The sequence below is a fragment of the Myroides odoratus genome, from assembly GCF_001549985.1.
In the GTDB taxonomy this organism is placed as follows: domain Bacteria; phylum Bacteroidota; class Bacteroidia; order Flavobacteriales; family Flavobacteriaceae; genus Flavobacterium; species Flavobacterium odoratum_A.
Window position 1 is genome coordinate 46540 of the sequence record NZ_LROZ01000007.1, and the last position, 21402, is coordinate 67941.

Annotated in this window: 16 protein-coding genes; 4 read left to right on the plus strand and 12 right to left on the minus strand. The window is 34.3% G+C overall.

Features of this window, described 5'->3' with window-relative positions:
* Window positions 1-14: 14 nt before the first annotated feature.
* The 6 genes from AWV75_RS09360 to AWV75_RS09380 all read right to left on the minus strand — a co-directional run bounded on the left by AWV75_RS09360 (window position 15) and on the right by AWV75_RS09380 (window position 7952).
* Complete coding sequence (locus AWV75_RS09360) at window positions 15-569, minus strand: HutD family protein (protein ID WP_060874101.1); 555 nt, start codon at window positions 567-569, stop codon at window positions 15-17.
* Between the two features lie 55 nt (window positions 570-624).
* The gene (locus tag AWV75_RS09365; protein ID WP_060874102.1) at window positions 625-2826 is read right to left on the minus strand and encodes a peptidase domain-containing ABC transporter; all 2202 of its coding nucleotides are present in this window, start codon (window positions 2824-2826) and stop codon (window positions 625-627) included.
* A gap of 43 nt (window positions 2827-2869) precedes the next feature.
* Entirely contained in the window at window positions 2870-3784 is a 915-nt protein-coding gene (locus tag AWV75_RS09370) for a hypothetical protein (RefSeq protein WP_060874103.1), read from the minus strand.
* A gap of 2 nt (window positions 3785-3786) precedes the next feature.
* Window positions 3787-5160 (minus strand): radical SAM/SPASM domain-containing protein, encoded by a 1374-nt coding sequence (locus AWV75_RS09375; protein WP_060874104.1) that lies wholly within the window; start codon window positions 5158-5160, stop codon window positions 3787-3789.
* Window positions 5161-5245: 85 nt separating this feature from the next.
* On the minus strand, window positions 5246-5416 hold the full coding sequence (locus AWV75_RS18705; protein WP_156424187.1) for a hypothetical protein: 171 nt from the start codon (window positions 5414-5416) through the stop codon (window positions 5246-5248).
* A gap of 151 nt (window positions 5417-5567) precedes the next feature.
* Window positions 5568-7952, minus strand: a complete 2385-nt coding sequence (locus tag AWV75_RS09380; RefSeq protein WP_060874105.1) for an outer membrane beta-barrel family protein — start codon at window positions 7950-7952, stop codon at window positions 5568-5570.
* 335 nt (window positions 7953-8287) lie between these two features.
* Here AWV75_RS09380 and AWV75_RS09385 point away from each other — a divergent pair, with 335 nt between their 5' ends.
* Window positions 8288-9007 (plus strand): helix-turn-helix transcriptional regulator, encoded by a 720-nt coding sequence (locus AWV75_RS09385; protein WP_060874106.1) that lies wholly within the window; start codon window positions 8288-8290, stop codon window positions 9005-9007.
* Between the two features lie 85 nt (window positions 9008-9092).
* On the opposite strand, the gene AWV75_RS09390 is transcribed toward AWV75_RS09385, so the two are convergent.
* A complete protein-coding gene (locus AWV75_RS09390) occupies window positions 9093-9911 on the minus strand; it encodes a helix-turn-helix domain-containing protein (protein WP_231738079.1) in 819 nt (272 codons plus the stop codon).
* A 206-nt stretch (window positions 9912-10117) separates the two neighbouring features.
* On the opposite strand from AWV75_RS09390, the gene AWV75_RS09395 reads away from it, so the two are divergent.
* On the plus strand, window positions 10118-11641 hold the full coding sequence (locus AWV75_RS09395) for a hypothetical protein (protein WP_060874108.1): 1524 nt from the start codon (window positions 10118-10120) through the stop codon (window positions 11639-11641).
* Between the two features lie 120 nt (window positions 11642-11761).
* On the opposite strand, the gene AWV75_RS09400 is transcribed toward AWV75_RS09395, so the two are convergent.
* From AWV75_RS09400 to AWV75_RS09420, 5 genes are all read right to left on the minus strand, one after another.
* Window positions 11762-13231, minus strand: a complete 1470-nt coding sequence (locus AWV75_RS09400) for an efflux transporter outer membrane subunit (protein WP_060874109.1) — start codon at window positions 13229-13231, stop codon at window positions 11762-11764.
* Window positions 13191-16355 (minus strand): efflux RND transporter permease subunit, encoded by a 3165-nt coding sequence (locus AWV75_RS09405; protein WP_060874110.1) that lies wholly within the window; start codon window positions 16353-16355, stop codon window positions 13191-13193. Before AWV75_RS09405 ends, AWV75_RS09400 begins: the two co-directional genes overlap by 41 nt.
* A gap of 29 nt (window positions 16356-16384) precedes the next feature.
* Window positions 16385-17470 carry an efflux RND transporter periplasmic adaptor subunit gene (locus AWV75_RS09410; protein WP_060874111.1) on the minus strand — a complete coding sequence of 362 codons (1086 nt, stop codon included), beginning with the start codon at window positions 17468-17470 and terminating at the stop codon, window positions 16385-16387.
* Between the two features lie 117 nt (window positions 17471-17587).
* On the minus strand, window positions 17588-17989 hold the full coding sequence (locus AWV75_RS09415) for a hypothetical protein (protein ID WP_060874112.1): 402 nt from the start codon (window positions 17987-17989) through the stop codon (window positions 17588-17590).
* 196 nt (window positions 17990-18185) lie between these two features.
* Window positions 18186-19154, minus strand: coding sequence for an aminodeoxychorismate synthase component I (locus AWV75_RS09420; protein WP_060874113.1), 969 nt, complete (start codon window positions 19152-19154; stop codon window positions 18186-18188).
* Between the two features lie 39 nt (window positions 19155-19193).
* Here AWV75_RS09420 and AWV75_RS09425 point away from each other — a divergent pair, with 39 nt between their 5' ends.
* Together AWV75_RS09425 and mdtD are read left to right on the plus strand one after the other, a co-directional pair.
* Window positions 19194-19772, plus strand: coding sequence for an anthranilate synthase component II (locus tag AWV75_RS09425; protein WP_060874114.1), 579 nt, complete (start codon window positions 19194-19196; stop codon window positions 19770-19772).
* A gap of 162 nt (window positions 19773-19934) precedes the next feature.
* Window positions 19935-21362, plus strand: a complete 1428-nt coding sequence (gene mdtD, locus AWV75_RS09430; RefSeq protein WP_060874115.1) for a multidrug transporter subunit MdtD — start codon at window positions 19935-19937, stop codon at window positions 21360-21362.
* Window positions 21363-21402 lie beyond the last annotated feature (40 nt).

Below are 21402 nucleotides of genomic sequence, written 5' to 3' on the forward strand. Positions count from 1 at the left end.
CCTCCTTCTTTATTTTATTTTGGAATCGACCAATAGCCTACAATGGTCTGTTGATTCAATTCTACTTTTACTGTTCGTTCCTCCTCATTGGTTATCAGAATACAATCCCACGATTGCATTTCAAAAGATTGGGTATTAATCACAACTTCTCCTTTCGCTAAAGCAAATAATAGAATAAACGATTGATTCGTTTGAAAAGGCTCATGACGCACAGCAACTACCTCATCGACAATAGCATCTTGAAGCATCAAATTAAAATCTGTACCTTGTGAATAGGACGTAATCGTATCTGTTGATTTAAATGTAAATAGCTCGTGATTTTCATAGTGCTGATCTACTTCATTGATGGTTAAATCCAGCTTACCATCTAACATCGCCAAATAGCGGTGATACCCTTCAAATTTTGTAAACTCAGAGGGAATAGTTTCAATAGTAGCACTACTAATACGAAATGCAAAATTTCGATCCCCATATTGGGCTGTTTTAGGATAAATGAAATATTCTCTCGTTTGTCCGCCAGACCATTGGTTAGCTGTCAACGTTTCTTTTTGTATAAATTCAATATGCATCGTGCAAATAAACCTTGTAATTGAGACGTTAAAACTACCACATTTTTTTGGCTTATTAACTCCCTAATTCTAGTTGATTTTTTACTAGGTTATAGTATGTACCCTTTTTCGCGACTAAGGTTTGATGGTTCCCTACTTCAATACATTGACCTTGTTGGAGTACAACAATATGGTCTGCTTGTTTTACAGTAGACAAACGATGGGCGATGATTAATACGGTTTTTTCTTTAAAAAAAGCTTGTAAATTGTCATGAATTACCTTCTCATTTTCAGCATCTAAAGCAGAAGTTGCCTCGTCAAAGAACAGATAATGAGGATTTTTATACACAGCACGAGCAATTAGAATGCGCTGCTTTTGTCCGCCAGAAATACCATTCCCTACTGCACCAATTTTAGTTTGATATCCTAAAGGCAACCCCAATATAAATGACTCTAAATTAGCTATTTGAACAGCATATCTTAGTTTTGATTCATTCATTTCCTGATCACTTGTGGCAATATTACGTGCAATGGTATCTGAAAAAATAAAACCGTCTTGCATAACCACACCACAATTTTCTCTAATACTCCTAGGAGAAAGTGCAGTCAAAGAATCTTCATCAAAATAGATTGTTCCATGTGTAGGTTCATAAAATTTTAATAAAAGCTTCATCAATGTCGTTTTACCACTTCCACTGGCACCTACAATCGCGGTTACTTTCCCCTTTGGAAACAATAAGTGGAGATTTTTCAATACATAGGGAGATTGAGGTCCTTCATATTGAAAGGAAAGCTTATTTAAATATATTCCTCTTTTTCTCCCATTATCTTGTTTTTCCTCTGCCACGATTAGTGGTTTTAATGCCTCATGTTCTTCTATAGGATGATGTTGTACTTCATTTAATCGGGCTAAACTAAGCTTCGCATCTTGAAATGACCTAAAAAATGAAATAAGTTGATTAATCGGACTGTTCATTTGTCCAATGATATAAGAAACACTGAGTAAAGCTCCTAATGACATTGCTTGATGTACCACCAAATAGGCAGTGAGAAAAGTTACCACAATATTCTTTAACTGGTTGATAAATTCAAATCCAGAAAGTTGCACTTGATCTACTTTTAAAATCCGCTTATTGGTAACAAAGAGTTTTTGTTGTATTTCTTCCCACTCGATTCGTTTACTTTCCTCTAGTTGGTTCAATTTCATTTCTGAAACTCCATTGATAATTTCATAAATTGCTTCTTGATTCTCGCTGCGTTGTTGAAAACGAAAATAATCTAACATTTTTCTCTTTTTCATCCAATACAAGGACCAACCAATAGAAATAATCGTTAGACTGATATAAACAATTAAAATCTGAATATCATAATACCATAATACCCCAAAGAAAACAGAAAAGGTAAACATTGAAAAAACGGTTAGCAAACTATCCGAAGTTAGAAACTGTTCAATTCTCTCATGATCTTGAATACGCTGATTAAAATCTCCCATCAATTTGGTATCAAAAAACTTAATGGGTAATTGTAATAATTTTTTTAGAAAATCGGAGATAATTTGAATGTTGATTTGGGTTCCTATAATTAACAAGATCCAATTTCGACCTACACTGAACACAATATTGCCCAAAAAAAAGGCTAGCTGAGCCATCAACACATATGTGATTACGGATAAGTTAGCTTTGTTGACTCCTTCATCAATAAGTTGTTGCGTTAAAAATGGAAAAAACAACATCGTCAAAGTACCTAAAAAAAGTAAAACAAACAATTGAAGTACTTGTTTTTGGTAGGACTTTAAATAGTGCCAAACATAACGAAGTGTCTGTTTTTCTTCTATTGGAGCTAGATTGTTCATTAAAGTAGCTTTTGGCGTTAAAAGCAAAGAGACACCTCGTCCTTCATCTGCTAACCACGATTTTTCAAATTTCTCTTGAGATAAAGAAATCATTCCATATCCAGGATCTGCAATTTTATATTTTTTCTGGTTGGAGAATAAAGTAGTTGAAATTTTATAAAGAACAACAAAGTGATTTTGATTCCAATGTAAAATACAGGGCAAAAGTGATTGATCTAAATCTAGTGTAGTAATTTTGACTGCTTTTGATTTCATACCAATCTTTTTCGCTGCTTCTTTAATTCCCAAGAGCGAAACACCTTCTCTTGTAATGAAACACTGCTCCCTTATATATTGAATACTTATCTTTTTCCTGTAATGATTCGCAATCATCACTAAACAAGCGGGACCACAATCCATTTGGTCGTGTTGAGGGATAAACTTCATTAATAATGATTTTAATTAACAATTAATTATAGAGAATGGGGGTTTAGGTATTTTTTATTTTTCTACTAATAAAAGCATGAATTGTATCTATACAACTATCCAAATCATTATTATTATCTATCATCATAATTTTTTCTAATTTAGATAGAATGGTGCATAAAAAAACATCAGGTAAGATATCTTCATTAGAAATTTCGAATAACCCTATAATATATTTCTTAGCATCGTTATAGTTTCCTGAATAATATGATTTTAAAAATTTAAAACCTGTGTGAAAAGACTTATTTTCTTGATAATTCATATCCATATCAATACTCATAATTAAATCACTTATATTATGTTCATTTAAGTATTTTATAAATATGGATTCAACAATATGTGATGTCCAATAAAATCTATATTCAATATCTCTTATTTCTAAATTTTTAGTCGTATTATTTCCTTTATTATAAACAGAGCACATAATAAGATCTATTGCATAGATTTTCGCATTTTCTAAATCTCCTAAATTAAAATATACCCTAAATTTATTCAGAACTTGTTCGCATTTGAATAACGCTTCTAACCTTGAATTTCCATTTAGAATAATATGAGAATTAACCATACAAGATTCTAAATCTTCTAATGACAATTTGAAATTTGATATTGAATAGTAATAATATGCACGCATAGGGAGATAAAAAATGCTTAAGTAAAACTTAATATCTTCATCAAGGTATCTATATAAATTATTAATTTTTTCTAACTCATTCTCATTATCCATATTAGATCTATCTTTAAAAAAACGAAAAGTTTCTTGAATTCTTGAGAACATATAAATTATCAATAACCTTTTCTCATTTGGGATGAAAGAATTAATAAAATCGAGCATCTCTATAAAAATCAATCCTCTTTCAAAATCCTTTGATTTTTCATCTTTTTTCAAATATTTTTTTACTAGTGTATCAATATCACTCATAACTAACTATTTGTAAAATCATACTTAATCTCGTCAAGATATTGAAGAGAAATCCTATCTTCAAAATTGTATTTAAAAGAAGGACAAGCAGGATTTCCTTTATACCAATTTATTGGGCAACTGCCTCCACAAACAGGAAGAAAATTACATTCCTTACACCAAGTATTATACTTTTTATATTTTATATCTTGATACCAATCACCTAAAGGAAGTTTTTTACGATTTTTCTTATGAGCATTATTGTTAACTTCTCCAATTATAAAGGGACTATCTTCAAAATCAAACTCTGGAGTAAACGGAACTTCCCAACAATAAGTCACTCTACCTTTAGCATCAATTAACTCAGAATCACTACTTGTTATCATGCAAGTATTAAATCTTCTAGTTGGCAACAGAGGTATATTTCTTCTAAAGCCTAACTGTCTTAATTTTATCAAATATTCTATTTCTATTTCACCAAAAGCTTCAGGTGTAAGTCCGATTTTTTCATCTATATGATTATTTCCCCAATCATGAATAGGTTCAAACTTCATACTAATTCTAGTATGAAGTTTCAGCTTATATATTTCTTCAATTAGATTATGTATATCTAAATAGTTTTGTTTACTAACATTACATCTAATTAAAATATTACACTTAAATTCATCATAAATTGGGGTTTTTACTGCATTAATCACATTCTTCAAAATATATTTATACGTCGCCCCTTTATTGATCTTCATGAATCTACTATTATCATGTAATAGCTCAGTTCCATCTAAGGTTATTTGAAAATGATATATCTTTAAATTAACCAATTCTTCAAAAATATTCCTTTTCAGAGCCAAACCATTAGTAATAATAGACGCTTTATATTTTATCCCTTTTGATTTAGAATATCTAATTAGTTTTTCACTTAAATAACGAATACCATTAATTCCTAATAAAGGTTCTCCTCCATACCAAGTAATATTAATTTCCTTATAATTATGTTTATTCAACTGAATTTTTAAATACTCGAATATCTTTTCTGATTGATCATCTGTTAGATTTAGCTTTTCATGATTTTGACCACAATATCCACATCCTAGCTGACAATTACCTGAAGGCTGAATAGTATAGCTAAATATATCCGAAGACGCCATTGTGGCTTTAGTAAACGAATTAATTACAATTTCAAATTCGTCTTCATCAGCAGGAATAAGAATCTCGCTATTAAAAAGCTCCAATAATACATCACTATTTATCGTTTCAAATTTTTGATTTTCAATTAGATTAAATATGGTAGACTTTATTCGCAATAATTGTGATGTCCTTGTAGAATATACTAGTGTAAATCCCTGATCTAATGCTGTTGTCACTTTATATCTCGATAGTTTAAATTTTTTATTTTTCATCCTAACATTTAATATTTATTATTAACAAAATAAAAATGGGTCCTATTGAGCTATTAGATAACTCAATAAGACCTAATTAGTTAATTTATTTATTTGGTTCAAGCACATGATAAGCGCCACATGCAAATCCAGAACAATCGGATGCTTTATTTTTCAAAGCCTGATTCCCTCCTCTTAACTTAATAATTTCTGAATCTTTTAAATCTAATTTTTTGTCGATGTCTTTAAGAAAGACTCTTAATTTTTCACTTTTCATTTTGGATAAAATTTATAGTTTACCTAAACTTGGATAGGCTTTAGGCATCTCCTTTATTTATATATAAATATTCTTAACCATATTAATTTCAATCATAATATCTCCTAAAACAGTGTTTTAAGGAACAACTAACTCACAACCGCTGATTTCCTTAATTTGCTCTCCCTTTTTCCTCTTCATTACTACTATTTTGTTTTTTTACTGAAATATTTTTGTTCCCAAAAGAATAAGACATAGAGAATCGGACATACTGTGTGTCATAATATTGTTTGAAAGTTTGAAATACATTTTGAGTAGTATTCGAAAGTAACATTCGGTCCGTCCCTAAGATATTATTGGCATTTAATACACATTGCAACTTCTTGTCTAATAGGGACAACTTGATTCCTGCAGTTACATTGGCATTTGCACCTGCCTTATTTCCAACATAGTTGGAATCAAAATTTTGTTCATAACTAATTTCAGCAATCACTGTATTTGCTTTATTAAGAGTCAAGGTAGTTGTAGCGATAAAATAGGCACCCCAACCAGAATATTTGGGTTTTAAATAGGTCGTATTCGTTTTGGATTCCACATAGAATGTGTTGAATTCAAACGTATTAGTCCACCAAGAAAGAATATCAGCACTCGCATACATATTGTAATTAATACGATGCATGGAATAATAATTTAACTGTGTAAATTTTTGAAAATCGTATTCTTCATTATGTGTAGTAAGCTGTCCAAATCCGTTCTTCACTTGGCTAAGGGATACCGTTGTAAACAATTTATTTTTGAAAGAATGAGAGAGCTCTAAAGTTGTAGTAAAAGAGGGTTGTAAAAAAGGATTACCTTCTTCATAGGATGTTGAACTTAAATACCATCGAGCCGGATTCAAATTTGCATAAGAAGGACGTTGTATGCGCTTACCATAACGAAGGGTGATATCGTGCTTGTCATTTAATTTATAAGCCACATACAAAGTAGGGAATACCTCCATATACTTCTTCTTATTAGTTTGATTCACGCTAGAAGAACTCCCTTTATTTTGAGTAGATTCAGCCCGTAAACCGGCCTTTACCTGCCATTTTTCTCCCCATGATTTAGCACTAGAAAAATAGAGTGCTTGTGTATTTTCTCGATAAAAAAAATGATCTTCTTGTTGATATCCTGCCTTTTGCTGTTCCGCTGTCTCAATATCAATCTCACTGCTAATTTTAGTAAAACTTATTTTTCCACCGAATTCCAAGGTTGCCCAAGTATAAGGAAGTTCAAAATCAATTTGACTCGCCAGATTATTAATATACTGTGCATTATTATTCAATACTGTCGTAGCAGTAAGGGGATCCACTTCCTGAATCATTTCAGTGATTTGCTTATTATTTTTAGTAGAGGAATAAAGAAAATAATCGACATCTAGGGTATATTTCTTACCTAACGTGTCTAATTTAGTCACCAATGCTGTGGTAAAAGCATGATTGTCATACTTATTTTCTGCATTGCTCTTGGAAGATAATGTTCTAGATAAATGCTGATTTTCTTCCTTGTAAATTGCTATTAGTCCATCTTCCTTTGTCTTCGGTGTAGCCGTACTCCCTATGTATTGAAAACTGATCTTGTGTTTATCATTAAGAGCATAACCCAGGTTAAACATACTAGAAAAACCTAAATTTTTCATCTGATCATATAAATCACTTTTCCAATGTTCTTGAGGATAATAATACTGAATTTCATTGGTATAAATAGTTTTGTTTTGCCTCATTGATGCGTCTATTAAAAGGCTTACCTTATCTTTTTGATAATTAAAAGTATTACCGATAGAAGTCGATGGATAAGTTGCCTGCGTATATGCGGTTCTACTCGTATTACTCCAACTTTGTAGTGCTGATTTTTTTAGCTTAATATTGATAAGCCCTCCATCTCCTTCAGCACTATATTTTGAAGGAGGAGTTGTCATTACTTCTATCCGCTCTATATTATCACTAGCTATACTCTTTAAGAATTGGATTAATTCATCTCCTGATAGGACTATACGTTTATCATCAACTAGGATTGAAACATTGGATTTCCCAGCTACAGCAATTTTATCATTCTTTACTTGAACACTAGGCGTTACTTTCAGTGCATCCAAAGCATCACCACCGCTCGCAGAAACCGAATTTTCTACGTTAAACACCAAGCGATCTACCTTGCGTTCAATCAGCTTTTTCTTAGCTTGAATCGTAATACTATCCAATAAAACCGTTTGATTTACTGTAATTATCCCTATATCTATATCCTGAGTGAGTAGTATATCACGGCTGTATTTTTGTGTACCAAATTCAGCTAGCGCTAAAACATAAGAACCTCTTGGTGCTTCTAAAGTAAAACGCCCTAAACTATCCGTATACACATGAGGTGTAGTTAACAGGATATCGCTCGTTAAATAAACGTCTATAAATTCAATCGGCTGCTTTTGTTCATTTGTCACTTGCCCTTGTAGCCGAAACGATTGCCCTTGACTTCCTGTACAAAAAAGCAAACAAACAACAAACAAATAAGAGTAGAGGTTATACATAATTCAACTATTTTTAATTTAGATTTTAAAAATCAAAACACTACAAATCAATGTGTTAATTGATAAAATCTAAATTAAAAAAGAGGATATAAATAGTCACTACACGTAAGGGTAGTTTTTAGTCTAACGTCAAAAAACTACCCCTAGGAGTAGTCAAAGGATTAGGTCAATCTCGCAAGCTAAGAGTAAATAGGTGTTCATTCCTTTATTCCTATCATTTTTCAAACATTCTACACCTATTACATACAACTAAGAAATATCGTTGATTTACCTCTGTTTTTTTCTATTATTTTTAAAGTAAAAACCTCATTATTCATTATGAAAAAACGAAAAAAATGGAAGTAACACAGTCAGAAAAAGCAACAAATTTCCCTAATTACCTAGAGGCAGTACAAGCCTTAGCTAGAATGACGTATAAAAGCATTTACATCATTGATCATCAAAAGAAAGTATTTGATTACGTTTCAGACAATCCTCTTTTTCTCTGTGGTCATTCCGCTCATGAAGTACAAAAAATGGGATTTGAATTTTATACGCAATGTATCCCAGATCATGATCGGAATATGTTAATTAAAATAACGAAAGCGGGGTTTCATTTTTTGTATACGATTCCTATTGAAGAACGAACACAATATACATTAGCGTGTGATTTTCATCTTCAACACAAGCAAATTCAACTCCTTTTGATTCATCACGAGATAACCCCACTTTGTTTAACAAAAACAGGACAACTGTGGAAATCTGTTTGTATTGTCTCACTATCAACCGCACATCAAATGGGAAATAGCAAGATATTTAAGTTAAATAGTGCATCCACTTGGGCATATGATTTAAACCAAAACACGTGGAAAACCACAATCAAGCCAAGACTTTCTCCTAGAGAATTGGAAATTTTACAGTATTCTATCAGAGGCTATAAAATCCAAGAAATAGCGTCTTTTATCTATGTAACACCTGATACAATTAAATTTCACCGTAAAAAAATTTTAGAAAAATTACAGGTACATACCATTGCTGAAGCCATTCGCTTCGCTATTGTCAACAAATTACTATAACAATACATGCTCTACCCTCTTTCTCTGTCTCCCTATAACTACAAAACACGAACGGCGTTCATGTTTTGTATCATAAGTTTACTACTTAAAAAAAGCGTTTAATCACCTGAAAAATTTGATAAACATCATCCATAGAATATTCCATAATCGCATAACTAGCATTTCGACTAGACAAGATTAACTGTCTACTTTGCGGATTGAAATCTCCGATATCTTTATGAAGAATATGATCTTTGGTCACCAGTACAAAACCGTATTTTGTTTCTTTAAAACCACCCTCCCACAAATTCTTGGGAACTTCTTTAGCTAGAATCTCTGCTCCATTTGGTGTATCTTCAATATTTCCTCCATTCATGGTATCGCCCACTACTTCAAATGCCTGATAATAACCTAACTCAAAATAATCTACGCTAAACTCTGCCCGAATAAAATGATCTTGAAGCAAATGGACATCTTGATACTTTTCAAGATAGGTTGTATGCGCTGTAAATGGAATTTTAAAAACCTCCATGTCTATTTTCTGTCCAGGGTAAAAAGTAAAAGTATTCCCGCGCTTATTGTAAAAAATCTCGGGTACATGACTTTTAGTCAAATACGTAGCTTCACTTTCAAATAATACATGTATCCCTCTTTTTTGCCCTTTCATTGCTTCATCATGTATTGTTTTGGGTTGAGAAATAAATAAACTTCCTTCACCGTTTGCTAGCCACTTGCGGTTTAATATCGGTGCAAATGTCACTAGTCGATTAATAAAACTCGTACTGATATTCACTTTTCCATTGACAATTTGGGAGAAAGAAGATTTCTTATACCCTAATTTTTGAGCAAGGTCGGTATGATTTTTAGCCAAACCTTCAAAAATAATCCACTTAACGGCCTCATTGAGGCGTTCAATTTTATCCATATCTAAATAATTTACAAAAAATACACGAACGTTATACGTAATTTTTCATGGTAGAAAAAAACTTTGTTCGTATATTTGATTTTACACTTAAATAGCAAAAATACAGAAAAATCAATAAAAAATAATCAATTTTATTTATAATAATTCAAACATAAATCACATTTATTACAAAAATCAAATATAAATCCTTCTAAAAAGCAACTAGTATGAGTACCCCTTGGCAAAACATATCCCAACAAGATTTTTCGCAAGAACTTCTCCAGAAGTTAAGCGTTTCTATTCAAGAAAAACAACTACTCACCCTTTGGCTTGGAACCCTTTGGAAATCTTCAAGCCCTCATGGATTATGGATGTATGTAAAAGATAAAGATCAAACCAATGCACTGTTTTCTACCGCATACAAAAAAAACGTACTAGACGAAGAGCAACTGCTAATTATTATACTAGACGCCACAGACTTAACCTATCACCAAACAATAGGCAATATTCTCTTCAAAACCAGCTTACTTCCTAGTCGTATCATCTATCAAACAATAGCCATCCCACTCCCTCCAGCAGTATCTAGCTCCTTAGGGAACTTTATTGCACTTTACCAAGACAAACACGCTTTATTGTCTTCGTATTGTAGCGATTTTATGACACAGCATTACCTCGGAAGTAGTTCTGCATTGCTCAAGTTATTGACCTATGATTTAGATGTCTTAGAAACTGTTTTGTTAGGTGTGCCTCAAACAGCGACCACATTAACCCATCGATTATTGCTTTTGGAACAACTTATACCTAAAATGAAAACACTATTTGTCAAACGCGAAGCAGATGTGTACTATATTTTGGATGATTTGGCGCAAGAGGTAGAAGATGTTCCTTATCAGATGTGGAATACAGCCCTTCAAAAAATTCAAAAGAAACTTCACCGCATTGTCCTGTTGGTGTTAGAACAAATGGATAGACCCTCAACACGAATACCCCTCAAACGCAAAACAAGAAAGAAAAAAAACAAACCTTTTATCTACCAAGAAAAACTATGCTCCCTTTTAGCGACCAATCAAATTGAGGAGATTTATCAATTTCATGAAATTCTTTATTCATACCCAACAAAACAACAAAAACACGTTTATTTGCTGGTTATCACCAAAGAAGAGCCCGACAAAGAAATAAAAAAAATCATACAGGAAATTGAATCGAACAAAGAAGGCATTTATTTTACGCTACTTGCTCATACTCGTTTTTATATTCAAGAGTATGTGTATGAATTTTCTTCTTTTTTTAAATCCGTGATTCAATCTAGAAACAGAATTTACGCGAGTGATTATTATCCTCATATTCATTGGTACAAGAGTAATATGAAGGATTACAATGATTTTATGCAACCTTATCAAGGGCGTTTAGCACAGATTAATCAAACCATTCAGCACCATTTTAAAAATCCGCAAGGCGATACGTTTATGACTACCCATCATCTGTATACTTGTCTAACCGTTAAATTGCAAATTTACATTCTTCATCGCTTGCATTATCTACCTAAAACCAATAGCATCCACACATTGGTTCACTTAGCTTTGTATGCAGAAGACAAAGAAGCACCTAGGTTAAAGTCTTTATATGATTTCTTACATCCTCTTGTTTTTGCTTACACCATTCAAAATAAACAAGAGAAAAAGTACAATTTAGTACTAGATCGAGTGACAGTTCAACAACTGCAACAATTCTTTACAACCCTTGAAATCTAATAGCGCAGTATTCGTACTTTTCGATTCAATTTATATCTATAATAAAAAAGGAGCTTTAAAAAAGCTCCTTTTTTTAATACAATTATTAACCCAGACGATGAGTGATATTTCAACGTTCCTCTACTTCCATCCCCCTCCTAAACTCTTATAAATATCCACGACACCGATTAACTGTTTACTCTTAGCTTCAATCAATTCAATTTTAGCATCCATCGCTTCCCTCTGCGTCATTAATACTTCTAAGTAATCAGCTCTTGATGATTTAAACAACTCATTAGCAATACCCACTGCCTCAGATAACGCTTGAGTTTCTTTCTTTTTATATTCGAAGGTGTGTTGTATATTTTCAATATTGGCCATTTGATTGGCTACATCAAAATAAGCATTCAACAACGTTTTATCATATTCATACAACGCTTGTATCTGACGGGCATTCGCTGTATTAAACTCAGCTTTTATCGCACTTTTATTAATTAAAGGCGCTGCTAATTCCCCGACTATTGAGTACATCGCAGATTCAGGAAGTTTAACCAAATAAGAAGGTTTAAATGCATTCAACCCCACAGCAGCAGAAATTTCCAGCGAAGGATAAAATTCAGCTTGTGCCACTTTCACGTCCAATTGAGCAGCTTCTAACTCTAATTCTGCTTGTTTAATATCGGGGCGATTCGATAGTAATTGACTTGGAATTCCAGTTTTTATTGCGGTTGGCACTAAATCCATAAACAGCTCCTTTTCGCGAATTATAGGTTGAGGATAACGCCCCAATAGCACATTAATTCTATTCTCTGTTTCTGTTATTTCTTGTCGAATACTAAACTCTAAACTCTGCGCTTTCAAGAGTTCGCCTTCAAATTTTTTAACTCCTAACTCAGTACCGCGAGCGGCTTGTTTTTGAACAATGACAATCTCTAATGCTTTCTTCTGTAATTCAATATATTGCAAGGTTAAATCTAATTGATTGTCCAACGCCAACAATTCATAATAAGAAGTTGCTATTTCCGCAATTAAGACTGACAGCACCTTATTTTTTCCTTCTACTGTTCCTAAATAACGCTTAACAGCAGCTTCTTTGGCATGATGGAGCTTTCCCCACATATCAATTTCCCAAGAAGCAGAGAGTTGCCCTGAAAAGTCTCCGATATTTTCAGGTACTTTAACTCCTTTTTCTATTTCAGTTCCAGCATCACCGGCTCCTTGACTTGTATAGCGACCTACCTTTTCAAGACCTGCCCCAAGGCTAGCTCCTACTTTAGGTGCTAATTTCCCTTTTTGACGTAAAACGTCATTTTTGGCCACTTCAATCTCCTGAAGGGTAATCAATAACTCTTGGTTATTTTTTAGTCCCTCTTCAATTAAAGCCGTTAAATGTGGATCAGTAAAAAATTGTCTCCAAGGGGCTAAACCCGAATTGAGTGTATCGTTTTCTTCGCTATAAGCTAGGGGAAGTTTCATTTTACTATCCTCAGTAAGCGTAGCTTGCGGGGCTTTGCAGCTCCACAAACTCAAACTAATCCAGGTTAAAAAACCTACTTGATATAAAATCGATTTATTCATCTTTTTCAATGTATTCGTAAATAGTAGATTCATCTTCGTAATGTGTTAGTTTTGTTTTCTCCGCTATTGTCCCAAAAATGTAGTAGAGTCCAGGTACGACAACTAAACCAAACAGCGTACCGATTAACATTCCTCCTGCGGCTGCCGTTCCAATGGTTCTATTGCCAATTGCTCCGGGACCACTAGCTAATGCCAAGGGAATTAATCCTGCAATAAAGGCAAAAGAAGTCATTAATATAGGACGAAAACGCAATGCAGCACCTTCTACCGCAGACTTTAAAACGCTGTGTCCCTGTCGATGCATAAACAGAGCAAATTCCACTATTAACACTGCATTTTTACCTAGTAAACCAATCAACATCACGAGTGCAACTTGTGCATAGATATTATTCTCTAATCCCAAGATACTCAAACAAAAATAGGCGCCAAAAATACCTGCAGGTAGCGATAAAATAACAGGTAAAGGAAGAATAAAACTCTCATACTGTGCGGCCAAAATAAGATATACAAATCCCAAACAAATTGCGAAAATAACAGCGGCTTCATTTCCTCTGGATACTTCATCTTTTGAGATACCTGCCCAATCAATTCCATACCCATGCGGTAATGTTTCTTTTGCTACCTCTTGAATGGCTTTTATCGCAGCTCCACTACTGTATCCTTGTGCAGGAGCTCCACTGATTTCAGCTGCATTGTACATATTAAAACGCGTATATTCTGACAGTCCATATACTTTTTCCATCGTCAAGAAAGCAGAATAAGGAACCATTTCACCTCGATCATTTTTCACAAACATATTCAATACATCTTGAGGCAAAGCTCTATATTCTGGTGCAGATTGAACCATAACTTTATAAGGTCGATCAAATTTGATAAAACTAGTTTCATAATCACTTCCTATTAATGTTGATAAGTTATCCATCGCTTGTGCAATAGATACCCCTTTTTGTTCTGCTTTATCATTGTCAATTTTCAATAAGTACTGAGGAAAACTCGCACTATAAAAGGTAAATACAGAACTGATTTCTGGGCGTTTACTCAAAGCAACGACAAACTCCTTGCTCACCTTTTCCATCTGCTTATAATCTCCACTTCCCATTTTATCTAAGAGCCTCAACTCAAATCCACCTGCAGCTCCATACCCTGGTACAGCAGGAGGTTGGAAAAATTCGATTGTAGCTCCAGTCAAGGTTTTAGATTTTTCTTCTAATTCTTCAATAATCTCTTGTGCTGATTTTTCACGCTCTTCCCAGCGTTTTAAATTAATCAAACACGATCCTGTATTCGCGCTCGTTCCTTCGGTCAGGATTTCATACCCTGCTAAAGAAGAGACAGACTTTACGCCCTCAATCTCTTGAGCTAATTTCTGCAGTTGAGCAGCAACTTCATTGGTGCGCTCTAAAGTTGCACCAGGAGAAGTTTGAATGATTGCATAAAACATTCCTTGATCTTCATTTGGAATAAATCCCGTTGGCAATTTCATATTCAACAAGTAAATAGCGCCACAGAAAATAGCCAACATACCAAACGTCAATACTCTTCTACTTGCGGTTTTATTGAGTATACTTTTATAGCGATAAGCACCTCGAGTAAACAAACGATTAAACCCGTCTAAAAAGTGATTCAATAGCGTTCTTTTTCTTTCTTTTCCGTGGTTATTTCTCAAAATCATCGCACATAGAGCGGGTGTTAACGTCAAGGCCACTACTCCAGATAAAACAATAGCGGTTGCCATGGTAATTGAAAACTGACGATAAAAAATCCCTACAGGGCCACTCATAAAGGCGATAGGAATAAATACGGCTGCCATAACACAAGTAATAGCGATAATCGCTCCGCTAATTTCTTTCATCGCTTCTTGCGTTGCCCGATACGGAGAGAGGTGCTCCACTTCCATCTTGGCGTGTACTGCCTCAATCACAACAATGGCATCATCGACAACAACACCAATCGCCATGACCAACGCAAAGAGAGAAATTAGATTTAGCGTAATCCCAAATACGCTCATCATAGCAAACGTTCCAATTAAAGAAACAGGAACTGCTAACGTTGGAATTAAAGTCGATCGCCAATCGCCTAAAAAAACGAAGACAACCACACTGACTAAAACAAAAGCTTCTAGTAAAGTATGTACAACTTTCTCCATTGAAGCATCTAAAAAAGAAGATACATCATAACTGATTTCATAATGCATTCCTTTAGGGAAATCCTCTTGTAACTCTGTCATTAAATGTTTCACCTGATTGATGACCTCACTTGCATTACTTCCAAAGGATTGTTTGATGACAATAGCGGCAGAAGGCTTACCATTCAAATTAGAATAGATATCATACATCGTACTTCCAAACTCGATATCAGCTACATCTTTCAAACGAAGAATTTCTCCTTCTGGCGTTGATCTCAAAATAATAGCTCCATACTCTTTTTCTGTATTAAAACGCCCGGAATATTTTAGAACATATTCAAATGCTTCTGCTCTTTTCCCTGAGCTTTCTCCAATACGCCCTGGTGAAGCTTCTATACTTTGTTCTTGTAAAGCCTCCATCACTTCTTGAGCAGAGATATGAAGTGCAGTCATACGATCCGGTTTTAGCCAAATACGCATTGCATACTCCCTGTTTCCTAAAATATCGGCTACTCCTACTCCATTAACTCTTTTTAATTCTGATAAGATATTAATATCAGCATAATTGTATAGAAATTTCTGGTCGGCTTTGGCATCGTCACTATACAAGTTTAAATACATCAACATATTGGATTCTTCTCTTGTAATTTTGACCCCTTCACGTACCACTAAAGGAGGTAATTTATTAATTGCTGAAGAAACGCGATTTTGTACATTGACAGCGGCTAAGTTAGGATCTGTACCCAATTCAAAAATCACTTGAATAGAGGCTTCCCCATCATTTCCAGCATTCGACTCCATATATTTCATTCCAGGTACCCCATTAAGTGCTCTTTCTAAAGGGATAATCACAGACTTAATCAATAATTCTCCATTGGCTCCTGGATATTCTGCCGTGATATTAACCTTAGGAGGAGAAATTGAGGGAAATTGAGTTACAGGTAATTTCAACAGCGATAGTACCCCTAAGAATACAATAATCAACGAAATAACAATCGACAGCACGGGTCTGCGAATAAATAGTTTAAACATCTTGATTCAATGAATTACTTAATACTCAATTAATCTGCACTTAAATGCAGGGTTCTCAATACTTCTTTAGGATTTTGAGCCTTGGCATGAATGTGGTCGCCCTCTTTTACTCTTTGAATTCCTTCAAGTAACACCTGATCTTTTGCAGAAAGGCTATTGGAATCAAGCACATAGATATCTGGCAACTCATAACTTACCTCAATTTCTTTCGCTTGTATTACCCCTTCTTTATTTACAACAAATACAAATTTCTGTCCTTGTCGTTCAAAGGTTGCTTTTTGTGGAAGAATTAACGCCTGTGCTAAAGGAATAGATAAGCGTACCTTGCCCGTTTCACCATTGCGAAGTAATTGGTCCGGATTAGGAAATTTTGCACGAAAAGCAATATTTCCTGTTTCATTGTTAAATTCTCCTTCTATCGTTTCTATTTTCCCTTTAAAAGGCAAGACTTTACTATTCGCCATCACCAACTCTACCGTTTCACTTTCTTGTTTTTGAGGACTTGTTTTATAGTTTAAATATTCCACTTCGGATACATTAAAATAGGCATACATCGCTGTATTATCCGATAAGGTTGTCAACAGCTCTCCTTCGTCTAATAGACTACCTAAGCGTTTAGCTAAATGCCCAACATATCCCGAAAAGGGTGCTCTAATTTCGGTATAGCTCAAGTGTATTTGCGCCAATTTCATTTCGGCTTTTGCCTTTTGTAAACGCGCTAGAGCGACAGCTTTCTCATTGGTAGAAACAATATTATTACGCGTTAAGTTTTCTACATTTTCTACCTCAATTTGGGCTTCTGCTACTTCTGCTTTTGATTTATCCAACTCAGCCTCATGCAATTGAGGACGAATTCGAAATAACAATTGACCTTGGGTGATATACTGGCCTTCATCGACCAATATCGCTTCTAAATACCCTTTTTCTTGGGTGCGAATTTCAATGTTTTTTACGGATTTAATTTGAGAGACATACTCTTTGGTTACCACTGTATCCATCACTAAGGGAGTTGTAGTTGGATAATCCTTAACCTCTTCTTTTTCCTGTTTTGAGGTATTACAGCTAAATAACCCCATTACAGCACTTAGAGAAACAATATAAACTACTGTTTTCATATCTTACATTTTGCTAATTAATTTGATTTAAAAATCAAAGTCTAAAAAAAAACCTTGACAGAAATTGCCTACAAAAGTGCTAGGCAATTTATAGGAATACGTTGGAATCTAAAAGAATCAAATTCTCAACACACGATACACAATGTATTTATAATCAAATAATTGTATAGACGCCACATAAGAAGTACGGCGTTTTTTAATAGCAAAAAGAATGAAGTACAAGGAAAGTAAATATCCTCCTACTTTTACTAAAGCAGAAGTAAATACAAGAGAATCTTGTTGGTCTTGAACTTGGGAATCTCCTTCATCTATTTCGACACTAGAAAAAAGAGAATCTTGCTTGTATTCTTCAACATTTTTTTGAGTGAATGTTCCTTTTTCTTTTCCAAGATGTTCAACTTCAATCTTTGCCTTGCTAAGTGCAGCGGATCTAGTGTTTACCTCTTGCCCCAATACTTTAGCTCCCCCTATAAGAAGGAGGAATAAAACAAAGAAAATATGGGTTAGGATACGTTTCATAAATCGTATCAAATATAAGACGAGATTTAAATTTACGTTTTAGCTTAACTCTTTTTAACACGCCGAAAGAATCAAATTTTTTTAACGGTTTGAAAATGAAATTCTTCCTTAATTTTATCTTTTACTACTAAAACAAAATTGAGCCTATTGCATGCAAATGACACACTTTTTTAATTCAATTTGCTTGTTCTTTAACCTAGAATGGAATGTATATTTTTTGCAAAATCTCTTGGTATTCTTTCTGAGCATCGCTACTAAAAGTAATTCCTCCTCCACTTTTATAATACAGTTGTTGGCCTTGCTGTTCGATAAAGCGAATCATCACAGCTGTATCTAGTGAATCTCCAGTAAAAAGTCCACAAACACCAGTATAATACTCACGGTCATATTCCTCTACTGCTTCAATAATGGCTACCGTTTTTTCTTTAGGAGACCCAGTAATAGACCCTGCAGGTAACAACTGATTTAAAATATCTCCAATTTTTTCTTGCCATCCTTCTTCCAAATCACCACTGATTTGTGAGCTCATTTGCAACAACTCACCTTTGGTGGTTTGAAGTTTATCTAAATAGCGAAAACGATCTACTCCCACTTTTTTAGCCACTATATTCAAATCGTTGCGAATTAAATCAACAATCGTATAATGTTCTGCTGTTTCCTTTTCATCTTGGAGAATTACGGTTTCTGCTTGTGGAATTGTAGCATCAATCGTCCCTTTCATCGGAAAAGAATAGATGCGATTTTCTTTGATTTGAATGAAAATTTCGGGAGAAAAACAAATCATTTGATCTTTTACCCAAAGCTTGTATTTCGCTTTGCTTGAATAAAAAACATCTTTTAAGCTTCCATTTATTTCAATAGGTGTTGAAACAGTTAGATTTGTCAAATAGGTATTGCCTTTTTGAATCTGTTCAATTACTTGATTAAATCGACCTTGATAGGTTTCAAAAGAGAGCGGATAAGCATGAAGTTCAAGCTTCTTACACGTTGGTTGAGGTTCTTGATTAGTTACTCCACTAAAGGCGAATAAAATTTCCTCAGCATCAACCTCATCTAAAGGAATAACCTGTCCCTTTTCTCCTTTGTAATCCACAAAAAATAAAAAAGATTTTCTCTCCTTTCCCAATGCATTCATACTTGAGATAATCGTATCTTTGAGGCCCATAGTCTAATCTAAATTGAAGGTCAAAGGTACAAATTGTTTATGAGCCAAAAGAAGGAAATTATAATTATCGATAACCGAGATTCGTTTACTTACAATTTGTATCAAATTTTTGATGAGCATCCACGTTGCAATATCCATATTGTGCAAAGTGATCAAGTGCAACTAGATGATTTAGCGGCCTATGATCAGTTGGTTTTATCACCTGGTCCAGATGTACCTCGTGCCTATCCCATTCTTTTTGAGATTATTGCTCGTTATGAGCATACAAAACCCATTCTTGGTGTTTGTTTAGGTCATCAAGCAATTGGAGAATACTATGGAGCAGAACTGTATAATATAGCGCAAGTCTTCCATGGACAAACGCGTTTTTTACAGCTCCTTACCCCTGATTTGCTTTTTAACCATATCCCTGACCAAACCCCAATTGGATTGTATCATTCTTGGGCTTTATCTTCACAGAACTTCCCTGAGACACTTGAGATTACTGCGAAAAGCAATGATGAGATTATTATGGCTTTTGCCCATAAAACAAAAAATGTAAGAGGAATTCAATTCCATCCCGAATCCTATATGACCCCCGCTGGTAGACAAATGCTTGCCAATTGGATTGAACAATAATAACCTTACAATTTTGCTTTTGCTTGTCATTCCCTCTAAGAACTCAGAGCGTTTTTAGCCTAAACGGAATTGCCCTTAAATCATAAAACTTCTAAGAATTATTGCCAAGCTAAATGGAAAATGGTAACTTCAAGCTTTTATAGGTTATAACATATTTTTTTAATGAAAGCTGGAATAATACAAGACCCTAAGATTCAAAAATACCTTCCCTATTTAGGCGCTTTAGCTATTTTTATGCAAGCTTTAGATGGTACAATTTTAAATACAGGGCTTCCTTCTATCGCTAAAAGTTTAGGAGAATCTCCCCTCGAGATGCAAAGTATTATTGTTTCCTATACCTTAACCGTAGCTTTATTGATTCCACTAAGTGGTTGGCTTGCCGATCGATTTGGAACCAAGCGAATTTTTATATTAGCTGTTGCGTTATTCACATTGGGTTCTCTGTTTTGCGCCTTATCCAATACTTTAAATGAATTGATCATTGCCCGTATATTTCAAGCAATTGGCGGTTCTATGATGGTTCCTGTTGCTCGATTAACTCTTCTCTATGCCTATCCCAAAGATCAGCTTTTAAAAATTATAAATTTCATTACGATTCCTGCCTTAATTGGTCCGATGCTTGGGCCTACCGCAGGAGGATTTTTAGTTGAAAAATTATCGTGGCATTGGATTTTCTTAATCAATTTACCCGTAGGGATCATTGCCATCATCCTAGCCCGCTCTATTATTCCTAATTTCACCAACAAGGTTGAGCGATTCGACGTAATTGGATGGATTTTTTTTAGCGGTGGATTGACGCTCTTAACCTTAGTAATTGAACGCTGGAACTCCCCTACTTTATCTGTTTTCCAACTGGTTGGCTTATTGGTTTTAGCCTTATTGCTTATCGTAGCCTATATCGTCTATGCCAAAAGAAGTACTCACCCCCTCATCAAGCTAAATTTGTTTAAAATCAAGACGTTAAATATTGGGTTGATTGGTAACTTGGTTACGCGATTTGGTATTGGAGGAATGCCCTTAATGATTCCACTACTCTTGCAGTTAGGCTTTGGATATTCCGCTTTTTATGCTGGTTTGATGATGATACCACAAGCATTATCCAATCTAATTTCTAGAAACTTTGTCATTCCAATTGTGAAGCGATTTGGCTACAAAAAGACCTTGGTATTTAATACGATTGCAACGGGTATTCTCATCAGTCTATTTTTCTTTGTCAATCAAGAAACACCATTCTATATCATTATTGTATTGATGGTGTTTAACGGTGCTTTTAACGCTGTACAATTTACCTCTATGAATACCATTTCCCTCGCGGATTTAGACAATTCAACATCCAGTGATGGGAATAGTTTACTCTCGGTTACTCAACAATTGGCTATTAGTTTGGGAATTTCAATTTCGGCTATGTTTTTACAACTCTTCCAAGGAAGTACAATTGACACACCCGAACATCCTACAGCCGTATTTAATTATACTTTTCTAGTCATGGGTATTTTAACCATTTTATCGAGCGCTGTTTTTATGAAACTCAATAAAAACGATGGAGCTAGTTTATCGGGCACACAAGACTATGATTCTACCAAAAAATAAACCTCAAGCTTTTCAGCCTGAGGTTCTGCAAATTAATATA

Bases quoted from the DNA above. Each gene is read 5' to 3' on its own strand.
- mdtD (WP_060874115.1), top strand. From the start codon at position 19,935: ATGAAAGCTGGAATAATACAAGACCCTAAGATTCAAAAATACCTTCCC.
- AWV75_RS09385 (WP_060874106.1), top strand. From the start codon at position 8,288: ATGGAAGTAACACAGTCAGAAAAAGCAACAAATTTCCCTAATTACCTA.
- AWV75_RS09420 (WP_060874113.1), bottom strand. From the start codon at position 19,154: ATGGGCCTCAAAGATACGATTATCTCAAGTATGAATGCATTGGGAAAG.
- AWV75_RS09360 (WP_060874101.1), bottom strand. From the start codon at position 569: ATGCATATTGAATTTATACAAAAAGAAACGTTGACAGCTAACCAATGG.
- AWV75_RS18705 (WP_156424187.1), bottom strand. From the start codon at position 5,416: ATGAAAAGTGAAAAATTAAGAGTCTTTCTTAAAGACATCGACAAAAAA.
- AWV75_RS09415 (WP_060874112.1), bottom strand. From the start codon at position 17,989: ATGAAACGTATCCTAACCCATATTTTCTTTGTTTTATTCCTCCTTCTT.
- AWV75_RS09425 (WP_060874114.1), top strand. From the start codon at position 19,194: ATGAGCCAAAAGAAGGAAATTATAATTATCGATAACCGAGATTCGTTT.
- AWV75_RS09375 (WP_060874104.1), bottom strand. From the start codon at position 5,160: ATGAAAAATAAAAAATTTAAACTATCGAGATATAAAGTGACAACAGCA.
- AWV75_RS09370 (WP_060874103.1), bottom strand. From the start codon at position 3,784: ATGAGTGATATTGATACACTAGTAAAAAAATATTTGAAAAAAGATGAA.
- AWV75_RS09410 (WP_060874111.1), bottom strand. From the start codon at position 17,470: ATGAAAACAGTAGTTTATATTGTTTCTCTAAGTGCTGTAATGGGGTTA.
- AWV75_RS09390 (WP_231738079.1), bottom strand. From the start codon at position 9,911: ATGGATAAAATTGAACGCCTCAATGAGGCCGTTAAGTGGATTATTTTT.
- AWV75_RS09395 (WP_060874108.1), top strand. From the start codon at position 10,118: ATGAGTACCCCTTGGCAAAACATATCCCAACAAGATTTTTCGCAAGAA.
- AWV75_RS09365 (WP_060874102.1), bottom strand. From the start codon at position 2,826: ATGAAGTTTATCCCTCAACACGACCAAATGGATTGTGGTCCCGCTTGT.
- AWV75_RS09380 (WP_060874105.1), bottom strand. From the start codon at position 7,952: ATGTATAACCTCTACTCTTATTTGTTTGTTGTTTGTTTGCTTTTTTGT.
- AWV75_RS09400 (WP_060874109.1), bottom strand. From the start codon at position 13,231: ATGAATCTACTATTTACGAATACATTGAAAAAGATGAATAAATCGATT.
- AWV75_RS09405 (WP_060874110.1), bottom strand. From the start codon at position 16,355: ATGTTTAAACTATTTATTCGCAGACCCGTGCTGTCGATTGTTATTTCG.